The 13,466-nt window shown below is 60.9% G+C and carries 10 protein-coding genes and 1 pseudogene; 5 read left to right on the forward strand and 6 right to left on the reverse strand.

Features of this window, described 5'->3' with window-relative positions; genetic code table 11:
• Nucleotides 1–4 precede the first annotated feature (4 nt).
• Together AC3WG5_RS04780 and AC3WG5_RS04785 are read right to left on the reverse strand one after the other, a co-directional pair.
• On the reverse strand, nucleotides 5–1,399 hold the full coding sequence (locus AC3WG5_RS04780) for a cytochrome ubiquinol oxidase subunit I (protein WP_482580975.1): 1,395 nt from the start codon (nucleotides 1,397–1,399) through the stop codon (nucleotides 5–7).
• Nucleotides 1,400–1,471: 72 nt separating this feature from the next.
• Complete coding sequence (locus AC3WG5_RS04785) at nucleotides 1,472–3,799, reverse strand: FdhF/YdeP family oxidoreductase (RefSeq protein ID WP_492567985.1); 2,328 nt, start codon at nucleotides 3,797–3,799, stop codon at nucleotides 1,472–1,474.
• Nucleotides 3,800–4,050: 251 nt separating this feature from the next.
• Here AC3WG5_RS04785 and AC3WG5_RS04790 point away from each other — a divergent pair, with 251 nt between their 5' ends.
• Nucleotides 4,051–5,475: an aminotransferase-like domain-containing protein gene (locus AC3WG5_RS04790; protein WP_492567986.1), complete on the forward strand. Its 1,425-nt coding sequence runs from the start codon at nucleotides 4,051–4,053 to the stop codon at nucleotides 5,473–5,475.
• A gap of 139 nt (nucleotides 5,476–5,614) precedes the next feature.
• Nucleotides 5,615–5,917 carry a helix-turn-helix domain-containing protein gene (locus tag AC3WG5_RS04795; protein WP_482580982.1) on the forward strand — a complete coding sequence of 101 codons (303 nt, stop codon included), beginning with the start codon at nucleotides 5,615–5,617 and terminating at the stop codon, nucleotides 5,915–5,917.
• Nucleotides 5,918–6,005: 88 nt separating this feature from the next.
• On the opposite strand, the gene moaA is transcribed toward AC3WG5_RS04795, so the two are convergent.
• The 4 genes from moaA to AC3WG5_RS04815 all read right to left on the reverse strand — a co-directional run bounded on the left by moaA (nucleotide 6,006) and on the right by AC3WG5_RS04815 (nucleotide 10,391).
• A complete protein-coding gene (gene moaA, locus AC3WG5_RS04800) occupies nucleotides 6,006–7,091 on the reverse strand; it encodes a GTP 3',8-cyclase MoaA (protein WP_482580984.1) in 1,086 nt (361 codons plus the stop codon).
• An 86-nt stretch (nucleotides 7,092–7,177) separates the two neighbouring features.
• Entirely contained in the window at nucleotides 7,178–8,017 is an 840-nt protein-coding gene (fdhD, locus tag AC3WG5_RS04805) for a formate dehydrogenase accessory sulfurtransferase FdhD (RefSeq protein WP_482580985.1), read from the reverse strand.
• A gap of 20 nt (nucleotides 8,018–8,037) precedes the next feature.
• Nucleotides 8,038–8,958 (reverse strand): bestrophin family protein, encoded by a 921-nt coding sequence (locus tag AC3WG5_RS04810; protein ID WP_482580986.1) that lies wholly within the window; start codon nucleotides 8,956–8,958, stop codon nucleotides 8,038–8,040.
• Between the two features lie 818 nt (nucleotides 8,959–9,776).
• Complete coding sequence (locus AC3WG5_RS04815; protein WP_492567987.1) at nucleotides 9,777–10,391, reverse strand: tyrosine-type recombinase/integrase; 615 nt, start codon at nucleotides 10,389–10,391, stop codon at nucleotides 9,777–9,779.
• A gap of 352 nt (nucleotides 10,392–10,743) precedes the next feature.
• On the opposite strand from AC3WG5_RS04815, the gene AC3WG5_RS04820 reads away from it, so the two are divergent.
• The 3 genes and pseudogenes from AC3WG5_RS04820 (at nucleotide 10,744) to AC3WG5_RS04830 (ending at nucleotide 12,908) form a co-directional block, all read left to right on the forward strand.
• Entirely contained in the window at nucleotides 10,744–11,505 is a 762-nt protein-coding gene (locus AC3WG5_RS04820) for a helix-turn-helix transcriptional regulator (RefSeq protein ID WP_492567988.1), read from the forward strand.
• A gap of 18 nt (nucleotides 11,506–11,523) precedes the next feature.
• Complete coding sequence (locus AC3WG5_RS04825) at nucleotides 11,524–11,910, forward strand: RidA family protein (protein ID WP_008952703.1); 387 nt, start codon at nucleotides 11,524–11,526, stop codon at nucleotides 11,908–11,910.
• 71 nt (nucleotides 11,911–11,981) lie between these two features.
• Nucleotides 11,982–12,908: pseudogene (locus AC3WG5_RS04830) on the forward strand (pyridoxal-phosphate dependent enzyme).
• Nucleotides 12,909–13,466: the final 558 nt, after the last annotated feature.

Here is a 13,466-nt window from a genome sequence, read left to right on the forward strand (position 1 = left end):
TGCGTCAGTAATCGACGGCGTGCGACGGGCTCTCGCGGTCAGGCTCGGCGGGCGGCATCAGCGTGAGGTCCGGGCCCTTGCGCAGCCAGCGGTACGCGAAGATGAAGAACGACGAGATCAGCACGGCGAAGAACGCCGCGAACATGACCATGCTGCCCGTGATGGCGGTCGACGAGATGGCGGATGCAGCATGTTCGGTGCGCAGCAAGCCGTAGACGGCCCACGGCTGGCGGCCGACTTCCCGTACGATCCAGCCGCACTCCACCGCGATATACGGCAGCGGGATCGTGAATACCCACGCCAGTAGCAGCTTGCGCTGCGAGAGGAGCGCGTCGACGCGGCCGCGCGCCTTGCGCAGTGCGTAGAGGGTCCAGAACGCCAGCAGCATGAAGAGGAAGCCGATCCCCGCCATTGCACGGAACGCGTAGTACAGCAACGGGAGCATCGGCGGCTGGTCGACAACCGGAATGTCCCTCAGCCCCCTCACTTGGCCGTGCAGGTTGTGGGTGCCCAGAATACTCAGCATGCCCGGCACTTCGAGTGACCAGTTGTTGCGCTGCTGCGCGGCGTTGGGCCAGGCGATCAGCGACCAGCTTGCGCCCGTGCCGGGTGCGTTCGTCTCCCAGTGGCCTTCGATGGCGGCCCCCTTGGCGGGTTGGGTCTCGAACACGGTGACACCGCTCGAATCGCCCAACCAGATCTGCACGGGGGTGACGAACGCGAGGATCAGCAGCGCTAGCTTGAACGAGCGGACGAAGAATTCCGGATGGCGGCGCTTCAGCAGGTAGTAGGCGGAGATGCCGACGACCACGACGAGGCCGGTTTCCAGCGCCGCAAACCACATGTGCGATACGCCCCACGCCATGGCGGGGTTGAAGATCGCCTCCACGTAGTCGGTCACCACCAGCTTGCCATTCACGACGGCGACGCCGCTCGGGGTCTGCAGCCAGGAGTTGGCGACCATGATCCAGAACGCCGAGAGCGATGAGCCCAGCGCGACCATCGCTGTCGCGAACAGGTGGACGCCCTTCGGCACGCGCCCCCAGCCGAGCATCATGATGCCGACGAAGCCCGCCTCCAGCATGAAGGCCATCGCCCCCTCGAAGCCGAGGATGTTGCCGAAGAACTGGCCGGTGTACTCCGAAAACGGCCCCCAGTTGGTGCCGAACTGAAACTCCATCGGAATGCCGGTCACGACACCGACGGCGAAGTTGAGCAACAGAAGTTTGCTCCAGAACCGTGCGTGGCGGTACCAGACAACGTCGCTCGTCTTGACCCACAGGATTTCGATAACGAGCAGGAAGGCAGACAGGCTGATCGTCAGGATCGGCCAGAGTATGTGGAACACCGCGGTCATGGCGAACTGGCCACGCGCGAGGTTGAGAGCTTCTACAGGCATGATGGTCACCCTAAGGATGGAGAACGTGGTGGACACCCCCGACGGGATGCGGCCGCATGGATCGAACGAAATTCAAAAGGCAGGCAGGCTGGCCGGCTCCACTGAACGGTGCAGCAGCACCGGGATCGACTTCGAGGTTGGCGTATTGCAGACGTCGCCGACGCTTGATAGCGGGACCAGCGGGTTCGTTTCCGGGTAGTACGCGCCGATGCAGCCGCGCGGAATGTCGTACTCGACCAAGCGGAAATAATTTGCGCGGCGTTCGATCCCGTCGTCCCAGACCGTCGTCATGTCTACCCAGTCGCCGTTCTTGAAGCCGAGCATCGCGATGTCGGCCGGATGGATGAACACGACGCGGCGCTGTCCGAACACGCCGCGATAGCGGTCGTCGAGCGCATAGATGGTGGTGTTGTACTGGTCGTGCGAACGGGTCGTCATCAGCGTCATGAGGCGCTCGCCATGGATTTTCTTCGCACGGGCGATCGGCGTGTCTTGTTGCACCGGATGCACGACGAAGTTGGCCTTGCCGGTTGGTGTTTCCCATTCGCGCTCGCGCGACGCTACGCGCAGGTGGAAGCCGCCTGGTTGTTGAATACGCGCGTTGTAGGCCTCGAAGCCATCGAACACCTGTTCGATCGCGTCGCGGATTATCGCGTAGTCACGCGCGAACCCGAGCCAATCCACCTTGGCATAACCGAGTGTTGCATACGCAATGTTCGCGATGATTGCGGTCTCAGACATCAGGTTCGGAGAGGCGGGCTTGTTCATCCCGTACGAGATGTGCACCATGCTCATCGAGTCCTCGACGGTGATGCCCTGTGCCACGCCAGCCTGCGCGTCGATCTCGGTGCGGCCAAGTGTCGGCAGGATCAGGGCTTCTTTGCCGTGCACGAGGTGGCTGCGGTTCAGCTTCGTCGTGATATGGACGGTGAGATCGCACGAGCGCAGGCCGTCGAAGGTGCGCAGCGTATCCGGCGTCGCCATCGCGAAGTTGCCCCCAAGGCCAATGAACACCTTCAGACGACCTTCCACCATGTGTTCGATGGTCTCGACGACGTCGAGGCCATGCTCGCGTGGCGGCTCGAAGCTGAAAACCTGGCCGAGGCGGTCGAGGAAGGCCTGCGAGGGTTTCTCCTCGATCCCCATAGTGCGGTTGCCCTGCACATTCGAGTGTCCGCGCACTGGGCAGAGCCCCGCGCCTTCGCGGCCGATGTTTCCGCGCATCATCAGCAGGTTCGACAGCATGTGCACGGTCTGCACCGAGTGCTTGTGCTGCGTGATGCCCATACCCCAGGTTGCGATCACTCTCTTTCCGTTTGCATATATGCGGGCCAGGTCCTCGATGTCTTCGTGTGCGACGCCGGATTCGGATTCGAGCAGCGGCCAGCTCTCGGCGCGCAGATCCGCGGCGAACGCGTCGAAGCCGAGCGTGTGCTCGCGGATGAAATCCACGTCGATCACGCGCTCAGTGCCTTTCGCGACGGCTAGGTCGTCGAGTTCGATCACATGCTTCGCGACGCCCTTGATCAGCGCGAAGTCGCCCCCCAGCTTCGGCTGGATGAACGTCGATGCGATCTTCGTGCTGCCGAAGGTGAGCATCTCAAGCGGATGCTGGGGGCTCGCGAAGCGCTCGAGCCCCCGTTCGCGCAGCGGATTGACCGAGACGATCGTGGCGCCACGGCGGGATGCCTCGCGCAGTTCACCCAGCATGCGTGGATGGTTGGTTCCGGGATTCTGGCCGAAGATAATGATGGTGTCCGCGAGCTCGAAGTCGTCGAGTGTGACCGTGCCCTTGCCGATGCCGACTGTCGTCGGCAGACCGCGGCTGGTCGCTTCGTGGCACATGTTCGAGCAGTCGGGGAAGTTGTTGGTGCCGTACATGCGTACGAACAGCTGGTACAGGAACGCGGCTTCGTTGCTCGCGCGGCCGGACGTGTAGAACGCTGCTTCGTGGGGCGAGTCGAGCTGGTTCAGATGCTTCGCGACCAGCGCGAAGGCATCGTGCCACGCGATCGGCTGGTAGCGGTCGGTCCGTGGGTCATACACCATCGGGTCGGTCAGCCGGCCGTGCTGCTCGAGTTCGTAGTCCGTCTGCTTCATCAGCTCCTCGACGGTATGGGCCTCGAAGAACGCCGGGGTCACGCGTTTTGTCGTCGCCTCGGCCGCGACTGCTTTTACGCCGTTCTCGCAGAATTCGAAGGTCGACGCGTGCTGCCGGTCGGGCCACGCGCAGCCGGGGCAGTCGAAGCCATCTGGCTGGTTTTGCTTGAACAGCGTTCGATAGTTGCCGCCCGCGACCCGCTCCTTGATCAGATTGATCGCGACGTATTTGAGGGCGCCCCAGCCTGCGGCCGGATGGTCGTATGCCTCGATTTTTCCCTTCGGTGTTGCCTTTTCCATAACCTTGGCTCCATTGATGACGCGTCGTCTATGTCGTGCCCAAGCAGCCTGAAGTCGGGTTCTGCCATGCGGCGCGTTCCATGAGCCGAAGAGTAAAAGCGCAGGAGGAGGGGCGGGGCACACACATCCATTCGATTTACAAGAGTACAGTTCTGTTATCCTCCCGCATTCACGTGGACTGTATACTGAAGTGCATTCGTCCCCATGCCACCGCATTCGGCCGGGCTGCGATCGGATGCGGGAGTGGGGCGATGAAACTTTACGAAAAGCTTGCGGACGATCTGGAGAAGCTGATCCGGCAAGGCGTGTACAGTCACGGTGATCGCGTGCCGTCGGTACGGCAGACCAGTCAGCAGCACCGGCTCAGCATCACCACCGTGATTCGTGCCTATTTGCTGCTGGAGAGCCGCGGCCTGCTGGAAAGCCGGCCTCAGTCCGGCTATTTCGTCAGCCTGCGCAGTGACGATGGCGAGCGCCAAGTACGCAAACTCCGGCCCACCAAGCCGATCGCCATTTCGTCGTCGGTCGACGTAAGCCGGCTGGTGCTGTCGACCCTGCGTTCGATCAGCACAGACGGTGCCGTGCCGCTCGGCTCGCCCTATCCCGATCCGGGCCTGTTTCCGTTTGAAAAGCTGAACCGCTATGCGTATTTGGCCGGCCGGGAAAAAAGGCAATGGGGCGTGACGAATGCGCTGCCGCCCGGCAATCCGGAACTTGTGCGCCAGATCGCGCGACGCTACCTCGAAAACGGCATGTCGGTCGATCCGAACGAGATCATCATCACGGTCGGTGCGACGGAGGCGATCAACCTCTGTCTGCAGGCGGTCGCCAAACCCGGTGACGTGATCGCCGTTGAATCGCCGACTTTCTACGCGATGCTACACGCGATCGAGCGGATGGGGATGAAGGCGATCGAGGTTTCGACGCATCCGGAGCACGGCATCGACATTGCGGCGCTCGCCGCGATCGTGGAATCGCAACCCATCGCCGCGTGCATGGTGATGCCGAACTTCCAGAATCCGCTCGGTTTCCAGATGCCGGACGAACGCAAGCGCGAGCTGGTCGAGTTCGTCACCAAGAAGGACATTCCGGTCATCGAGAACGGCGTGTACAACGAGCTGTACTTCGGCGCTTCGCACCCGAGCACACTGAAGTCCTACGACAAGAAGGGGCTCGTGCTGCATTGCGCGTCGTTCTCGAAGAGCCTGACGGCGGCCTACCGGATCGGCTGGGCGCTGCCTGGCCGCTATCGCGACGAGGTAGAGAGGCTCAAGTTCCTCAACACCTTGACGACGCCCTCCATTCCGCAACTCGCGATAGCGGAATTTCTCGAACGGGATGGCTACGAGCATCACCTGCGCCGGGTCCGGAAGGCCTATGCGCAACAGGCCAATCTGATGCGGGCGATGGTGTCTCGCTTCTTTCCCGACGGCACGCGCATGTCCTCTCCGGCGGGCGGCTATGTACTGTGGATCGAGCTGCCGCCCAAGGTCGACTCGATGCGGCTTTATCAGCTGGCTCTCGAGAGGGGTATCACGATCGGGCCGGGCTATATGTTCTCGACCTCGGACACCTACCGGAATTTCATCCGACTCAACTACAGCAGTCCATGGTCCAGCGAGATCGAACAGGCGTTGATTACCGTCGGCAAGCTGGTCGGAACGTTAGCCCGCTGACGCGTGAGGTCAGCGAAAGCAGTACAGCTCGCGGGCGGCACAGCCAGTACAGTATGCGGATCGCGCGTCAGGCACCCTCAAGCTTGCGCGCCGCGGCTAGAATCGGCTGTGTCGTCATCGTTGCGAGGGAAGGACGAGCATGAACGAAGTGCAAGCAGGACAGACGAACGACGGCGAATTCGACCCGGTCGTCGCCGTGGTGCTCGAGCAACTGTGGGTGTCGTCCAAGGATGGTCCTGACAGGCCATGGGCCTTGGCCAAGCTGGCAAAACGCGCCCGACTGCCGATGAGCACGTTGCGACGGACACTCACGGTGCTGAAGTCTGCAGGACTGGCCGATTTTAGCATCGACGAGAACGGACGCGGGATGGCCGTGCTGACCGAGCAAGGGCGCGCGCTCTGCGAGACGGTGGCGGGGATCGAGGCCGACGGCGCGGGTTGATGCAGGGGACTGTCAGCGCGAGACGGCGGGCTTTCGGGCGCGCCGTCTCTTTTTTCAGGGGGGCTTTACCGTACGGGGTGGGCAGGCATCAACCGCCGACCAGCGACATGCGGACGGTGGGGTAGACCTTACCCGATCCGGCCTTGCGCTTCGTCGCGCGAAGCTCTGAGTAGCGGTCGTCGCGGTGGCTCCAACTCCGACGGACCGCATCGGCCAGTTGCTCGATGGAAGCGGCCTCGGTCAGCCAGGGCTTAAGATCCGTACCATGCGTCGCGAACAGGCAGGTATACAGTTGGCCGTCGGCCGATAAGCGCGCACGCGTGCACGAGCCGCAGAAGGGATGCGATACGCTCGAGATGAACCCGACCTCGCCGGAGCCGTCTGCATGGCGATAGTTGACCGATGTCTCGGTGGGTTCGTGATTGTCGAGAGGAACGAGGGAGAATTCCGCTTCGATGATGTCCTGCATCTGCCGCGACGTGAGCACCTTGTCGCTTGCCCAGAATGCCGCGCCGCCGACATCCATGTATTCGATGAAGCGCACCGCCACGCCGCTGCCCTTGAACAGGCGGACCAGCGGCAGGATCTGGCTATCGTTCACGCCGCGCTCGATCACCGTATTGACCTTGATGGGCATAAGCCCTGCGGCACACGCCGCGTCGATGCCGTCAAGGATGCGTGCCACGGGCACGTCGACATCGGTCATGCGGCGGAACACCGCGTCTTCTACCGCGTCGAGGCTGACCGTCACGCGGGTCAGGCCGGCGTTGCGTAGCGAGCGTGCCTTGCCGGCGAGCAGCGAACCGTTGGTGGTGAGCGCGAGCTCGACCGGCTTGCCGTTCCAGGTTGTTAGTGCCGCTAGCCGCTCGATCAGCGTTTCGAGCCCGCGTCGCAGCAGCGGCTCGCCACCGGTGATGCGGATCTTCTCGACGCCGAGCGACACGAACGCTCGCGCGATCTTGACCATCTGATCGAACGACAAGCGCTCGGATGATGACAAAAACGGGTAATTCACATCGAAAACATCGCGTGGCATACAGTAAGTACACCGAAAGTTGCACTGGTCGATCACAGACAGACGCAGATCCCGCAACGGGCGGTCGAGTTGGTCGATGGGATTCGCGGCGGCGTCAGCAAGTGCGGCTGCGAGTGCCGCGTGGTCGATGGCGTTCATGATCTGTCCGATGCTCCTCGGAGGATGAAACGATTCACCAGCAGGATAGTACGTAGGTGCGTTGGGCCGGATACACAGTCCGCTCCTCATCCCAGGAGTACAGTTTCGTCTTCCGGAGCCGCGTATTCGACGAAGCTGTCGTCGCGGCAGAAGCCGAGCAGCCGTATCCCGGCCTGCTGTGCGACGTCGATCGCAAGAGACGTTGGGGCCGAAATGGTCGCGATCATCGGGATATGCAAGCGAGCTGCCTTGCGCACCAGCTCGTAACTGGCACGGCTGGACAGAAACACGAAGCCATCGCGCGTATCCGCCTGACGGCGCGCGAGGTGGCCGATCAGCTTGTCGAGCGCGTTGTGTCGGCCGACGTCCTCGAATACGTCGATCACCGCACCGTCACGGTCACACCATGCGGCGGCATGAATGCCTCCGGTCTCGTGCATCAGAACCTGTCTAGTGGGCAATTCGCGCGCTGCGCGCTCGACGGCATCGGCCCCGATATTGGAGGCGGCGCCGGCATGGGCGATACGGGCGGGGTGCAGATCCAGCAGCTCGATGCTCTCGATTCCGCAGACCCCGCAGCCAGTTCGCCCTGCCAGCGCGCGTCGCTTCCCTTTCAGCGCCATGAAGGCCTTCTGCGCGATGGTGACTTGCACCTCGGCGCTGTCGCTTGCCGAGAACGTTTCGATATCGAACACCTCAGCCATACGCTCGACGATGCCTTCGCTGAGCGCAAAGCCCAGCGCAAACGCTTCAAGGTCGATCGGGGTCGCCATCATCACTGCGTGCGCGATGCCGTTGAAGACCAGCGCGACCGGGACCTCCTCGACGATGCGGTCGCCAGTCCGGCGGGTATCGCAGTGCCGGCGACGAATCACCGTGCGAGCGACGCTGCCGGTGTGATCGGCAGAGGTGGGGCAGGGCTGCATGATGGGTTCCTCCGATGAGATCAAGTCAGTTGATAGCGTGCGTCGGGCAGGGTTTCCGGTGGCACGGTCTCGTCGCAGAGATCGAGCAGCGCCCTCTCCACGTTGCACGTCATCGCGTCGAGTGCCAACTGATTGGGCGCGACGCCGAACGGCTGGGAAATCTCGCCCGCGATCGCCTCAAGCGCGATCATCGTGTATGACACGAACGTGCACACGAGCGGTGTCGCAATGTTAATCGTGTCGACGAGCCCAAACGGCAGCATCGCGCAATAGGCATAGACGGTACGGTGCAGTAGCACGCCGTACACGAACGGAATCGGTGTCGCCGCGATGCGTTCGCAGCCGCCGACGGCCGCTCCGAGTTCGTTGAGCTGCGTGTCGAGCAGCCAAAGCTGGCTGTCGGTGAGCGCGCCGCTGCGCTTCAGCTCGCCGAGGCGGCAGCGCGCTTCGTTGAGCAGAACGATGGGGCGGAACAAACGGCCCGCCACGGCCATCGCGTTGTCCGGCCCGAGCAGTCGCGCCAGATCGGTTGCCACATCAGTGCGCCGCAGTTGGTGCTTGAACGCGTAGACGAATGCAATTAGCAACCGCACGAAGCCGTCGCGATCGAATACGGCGGGGTCGTCCGGCGCGTAGGCAATCACCTGCGACGTCAGTGCGCGCGCGGAAATCAGTACGTTTCCCCACAGCCGGCGCGCTTCCCAGAACCGCTCGTAACTGGCGTTGTTGCGGAACGCGAGAAAGATGGCCAGCGCAACGCCGCACAGGGTAAACGGTATCGCGTTCAAGGGAATTTTCTCGCCCAACAGGCGACCATCGGTGAGCATTGCGAGTACGCTGATCAGCGCCATGAAGACCAGTTGCGGAATGATCGATGGGAGAACCGAACCGTGCCAGATGAAGAGCATGCGGAACCAGTTGGGTGTGGGTCTGATGATCATGACGGATACACTAAAAGAGTCGATGGAAAGCGGTGCGTGTGTTGACCAGCCATCACAGCCGGCATCGGATTAGCTCCAAGGTTATGGGCAATCCGGCGTGCCTAGTGATCACACATCGGCGTAGGGGAAAAGAGCACAGTTGCCGCCAGGACGGCCTTCTGTCAGGTTCGCGCGGCAGTCACGCCCGTTGGCGTAATCGGTTCCGTTCAGGATTTGTATTTCTGAAGACGGTTCATCTGCTTGAAGCGGACGATCCGAAGACTCTTTCGTCTGACCGCTCTGGCCGAACCGCTGTCCGTCAATAGCCATACCGGGTGACTACTTCACTCGGATACCTACCGTTGAACCGTTGACGGATCGACCGGCAGCTACGGGTCGAAAGTGAGCTTTCCCCAAGTCAGAAAGCCGCCCTTCGGCTACGGTGCAAGTGAAATGGCCGGTATGTGGTCCTGAACGGACGCTCAGGGCCGATGGGGTGGAGGACCGCTTAGGCCGATTTGTACGCGTAGGCTCTCCGGCAGGTAAACGATCGAAGCGGACTCGCGAATGCCTGATACATGGGGATCATGACCGGCAACTGTTGGCCGGAAGCACGTATCCAGGAGACGCCCGAAAGCTGCCGCCCATTGGGACAGATAGCCACGGGCGGTCGGTCGTTACTCCGGCTGCTATGTCTGCACCACTGTGTCGGGCGATTCTTCCGACCATACGCTGGCGAGTGATGCGTACCTTCACACCTGCGATGCAGGCGCCCGTGGTCTGTTCATTATGCCCCAGCCGCGTCGGCTCGGTACGAATGGGGGCATCTCAGGACTTGGCTATATCTCGGTCTGCTCTGAGATTTCCAGGGCATCATCGACTTCAATACCCAAGTATCGAACTGTGCTCTCCAGCTTGGCATGGCCCAGGAGCAACTGAACGGCCCTCAGGTTTTTCGTCCGTTTGTAAATCAGTGTCGCCTTGGTCCGGCGCATGGTGTGGGTGCCGTAGGCGGAGGTGTCGAGTCCAGCCGCGGCGATCCACTGATGGACGATCCGGGCATACTGCCGTGTCGAAACATGAGGCGACCTGGTGACCCGGCTGGGAAACAGATACTGCTCTGACTTGAGATTCGCCTTGGCAATCCACGCCGCCACCGCAGTCCGGGTCGGTTCGGTTAGCTCAAATTGAACAGGACGCTGGGTCTTCCGCTGCATGACCATGGCCCGGGGCAGGATCTGATTGCCGTGGGTGACGTCCCGGACCCGCAGATTCACGAGGTCGCAGCCCCGCAACTTGCTGTCGATGGCCAGATTGAACATGGCCAGGTCTCGCACCTGATGGGCATTCTGCAGGTGGATCCGGATGGCCCATATGTCCTTCGGCTTCAGCGGTGGCTTCTGGCCTACCAGTTTGCCCTTGTTCCAAGGTTCCCGAAAGCGAGTGGATTCCATGACAGACTCCTTGTTGTTGAAGGGAGTCTTATTGTTCTGCCAAACCGGGAACGGCAGGTTTCGGGCTTACTGGAGAATACGCGCTCCCGGCCACAATCTGCCGGTTGGCAAATCTGGATGCGCGCCATTGGATTGGCTGCTTGACTCTGTAAGCTGCCGTTTGGCCTACGTGAACAACTCGGCCTAAGCGGCCTTTCCACAGATTGATAGGCAACGGCTTTTCGGACATGCCTCTTAGTGCCCAACGGCGTGGCATTTACAATAAAATTCAACAATTTGTTGAAATTAAAACACAGTGTTGATATTCTGCTGCCACCCAAGGAGTTGCAACCTTTATCTCACTTGCTCCTGCATGCCCTATACCAACATGGATGTGCCAATGAATGACGCCAGGTCTGATACCGACACGACCGAAGAAAGACAACTGGTCCTGACCACGCTGAAAGCCGCACTGGCAGCCATGGGCAGTGTCGTCGGCCGCAATACCGAGATAATCCTTCACGACCTGACGCAGCCCGAAAGGTCGGTGATCGATATTGTGAACGGCCATGTATCAGGCCGTTCGGTGGGGAGCCCCGTGCTGGGCGGGCCGCAGCAAGACAAGGGCTTTGCTGCCGTAATGCGCACCGCCGAGACGGATGTTGATTGTGAGCCGGTGGTCATTCCAAACTACCCGACCACCGCAGCTGACGGTCGAACCTTGCGCAGTGCCACTGCCGTGTTCCGGGACAAGACCGGTCAACCGTTTGCAAGCCTGTGCATCAATACCGATATCAGTGGTCTGCTGACAGCCCAAGCCTGCTTAGAACAATTGCTGGCTGCGCCGCCATCTACGGCTGAAAAAGTATCGGAACCGGCCGACATGGAATTACTGATGGCGGAGATCATCCAGAACTCGCTGGCCAGGATGAATTCGCCTAACCGCGCGCAGAACAAGAAGGCAAAACTCGAAGCCGTCCGCCAGATGCAGGAAAGAGGCATTTTCATCGTCAAGGGTGGCATCGAAAAAGCCGCCGCCGCCCTCGGCGTGACGCGTTACACCATTTACAACTATCTGGATGAAATCCGGCAGCACTCTGTCAATGAGCCCTCAACCGTAGGATCCTCCCGCTGAAGATTAGGAGCTAACGCTATGCCCTATGCCATTACTCGCTTTGCCAGCGAGTTGCCTTTCCCTTTCTCCCGAGCGGTCGAGGCGGGCGGATTCCTGTTTCTATCCGGACAGGTCTCGATGTCGGAGACGGGGGAGCCCATTCGAGGTGATGTTCAGACCCAGACCCACAACATCATGGCAGGCATCGAACGCACCTTGCTTTCCTGCGGTTCGGATTTGAGCGCAGTGGTCAAAGTCACCGTGTGGCTATCCGATATGAAACACTTTGCCGAGTTCAACCAGGCCTATGCCGTCTATTTCCCAGAGGGCTTCCCGGTGCGCTCGGTGGTTAGCTGCAAACTGGCGTTCGATCTGGATGTCGAGATTGAAGTGCAGGCGCTTGCCCCAAACAAAGCCGCCCCATGAAACAAGAGCATTCCGTTGCCTTTCCTGAGGCCTTTCCCACTTTCATGCCACAGCCTAGTAAAGACATCGCCATGAATCTGCACTTTGAAACTCCTTTGATGGAGTCGCGTCCCTTGAGCGTTCTTGCAGGCCGATTCATATGGCTCAAGCTCGATGCTTTGCAATTGCCTGGATCTTTTAAGATCCGGGGCATCGGCCACGCTTGTGCCGTCTACCAGAGCCAAGGCGCGCAGCGTTTCGTCTCATCCTCTGGCGGCAATGCAGGGCTTGCTGTGGCCTATGCGGGGCGTCGTCTGGGTGTTCCTGTAACGGTGGTGGTGCCGGAAACGACCACGGAGCGGGCCAAGGAGCTGCTCCGTTTGGAAGGGGCAGAGGTTGTGGTGCACGGCAGTTCCTGGCAAGAGGCCAATCAGTTCGCGCAAACTTGACTTGGGCCGACGGATGCTTTTCTGCATCCTTTCGATGACCCGCTGCTGTGGCATGGACATGCCACGATGATCGATGAGGTTGCCCAAGCGAACCTCAAGCCAGATGCCGTGGTGCTGTCCGTCGGTGGGGGCGGTCTACTTCCCGGCGTGGTGGAGGGCCTCCAGCGCAATCAGTGGCATGATGTGCCGGTGTTGGCGGTGGAAACCGAAGGCGCAGCCTCGTTCCATGCAGCCGTCCAAGCCGGATATACGGTGGAGCTGGAGCGCATCAGCAGCGTCGCCACTTCGCTAGGCGCCAAGCGGGTGTGCGAACAGGCATTGCGTTGTGCACATGAACACCCCATCCAGAGCCTCGTCGTGTCGGACCACAGCTCCCTTGCCGCCTGCGAGCGTTTTCTGGCGGACCATCGCATCCTGGTTGAACCAGCTTGCGGCGCGGCCCTTTCCGTAGTCTACGACCAGGCACCCGTGTTGGCCAGTTACTCCAAGGTTTTGGTCATCGTATGCGGGGGCGCTACGGCGACTATCGATCAAATTCGCACTTGGGCAGGCCAATTGGATAAATCGTAATGCTTAAGCTGCGCAACATGGGGATTACTATGTAACCTCTTTTGCCCTGCCTCTGCTGTTCTTGAAAGTGAATCTCCCTCGGCTTTTCTCGACAATTGAACGGCTGTTTTCTCATTAGGAAGCAGCCGTTTTCGTTTCTAGGGCGGGATGACCGCTCAGGCCGAAGAGTTCGCATTGACTGTTCGGCAGGTTTTAGAGTGCGCCGCCGCTTGAATGGCGGCTATGCCAAATGAGCGAACGGCAGCAGTTGGCCGAGAGCGGGACTTCATGTTGGTTTCCGATAGCCGACAGGTGGAAACTCAAGGGCCGCTTTCTGGATGCTGTCGGCTACGGCAGCCTTCACGGCCAGGACCGCCCAGGGGCCGCCTGGCATTATCCTGGCGCAGGCTAACGGCAGCGCGGCCGGCCCGACCGTACGCACTTTCACATCCACGTGATTCCGTAATACAGCGGGGAATTCCTTGCTCCGCATACAGCACGGCGGGAAGACAGGGAAAAGCTGAAGGGGTGCGCCAAACGCATCATTGCCGCCTGGCCCGAACTCAAGGAGAGCAATTG

It is taken from the genome of Pseudogulbenkiania sp. FW507-F1, from assembly GCF_058781125.1.

What these genes read in the sequence shown, in the direction of transcription:
- AC3WG5_RS04780 (WP_482580975.1), bottom strand. Translation starts at nt 1,399, where the DNA reads ATGCCTGTAGAAGCTCTCAACCTCGCGCGTGGCCAGTTCGCCATGACC.
- AC3WG5_RS04785 (WP_492567985.1), bottom strand. Translation starts at nt 3,799, where the DNA reads ATGGAAAAGGCAACACCGAAGGGAAAAATCGAGGCATACGACCATCCG.
- AC3WG5_RS04790 (WP_492567986.1), top strand. Translation starts at nt 4,051, where the DNA reads ATGAAACTTTACGAAAAGCTTGCGGACGATCTGGAGAAGCTGATCCGG.
- AC3WG5_RS04795 (WP_482580982.1), top strand. Translation starts at nt 5,615, where the DNA reads ATGAACGAAGTGCAAGCAGGACAGACGAACGACGGCGAATTCGACCCG.
- moaA (WP_482580984.1), bottom strand. Translation starts at nt 7,091, where the DNA reads ATGAACGCCATCGACCACGCGGCACTCGCAGCCGCACTTGCTGACGCC.
- fdhD (WP_482580985.1), bottom strand. Translation starts at nt 8,017, where the DNA reads ATGCAGCCCTGCCCCACCTCTGCCGATCACACCGGCAGCGTCGCTCGC.
- AC3WG5_RS04810 (WP_482580986.1), bottom strand. Translation starts at nt 8,958, where the DNA reads ATGATCATCAGACCCACACCCAACTGGTTCCGCATGCTCTTCATCTGG.
- AC3WG5_RS04815 (WP_492567987.1), bottom strand. Translation starts at nt 10,391, where the DNA reads ATGGAATCCACTCGCTTTCGGGAACCTTGGAACAAGGGCAAACTGGTA.
- AC3WG5_RS04820 (WP_492567988.1), top strand. Translation starts at nt 10,744, where the DNA reads ATGCCCTATACCAACATGGATGTGCCAATGAATGACGCCAGGTCTGAT.
- AC3WG5_RS04825 (WP_008952703.1), top strand. Translation starts at nt 11,524, where the DNA reads ATGCCCTATGCCATTACTCGCTTTGCCAGCGAGTTGCCTTTCCCTTTC.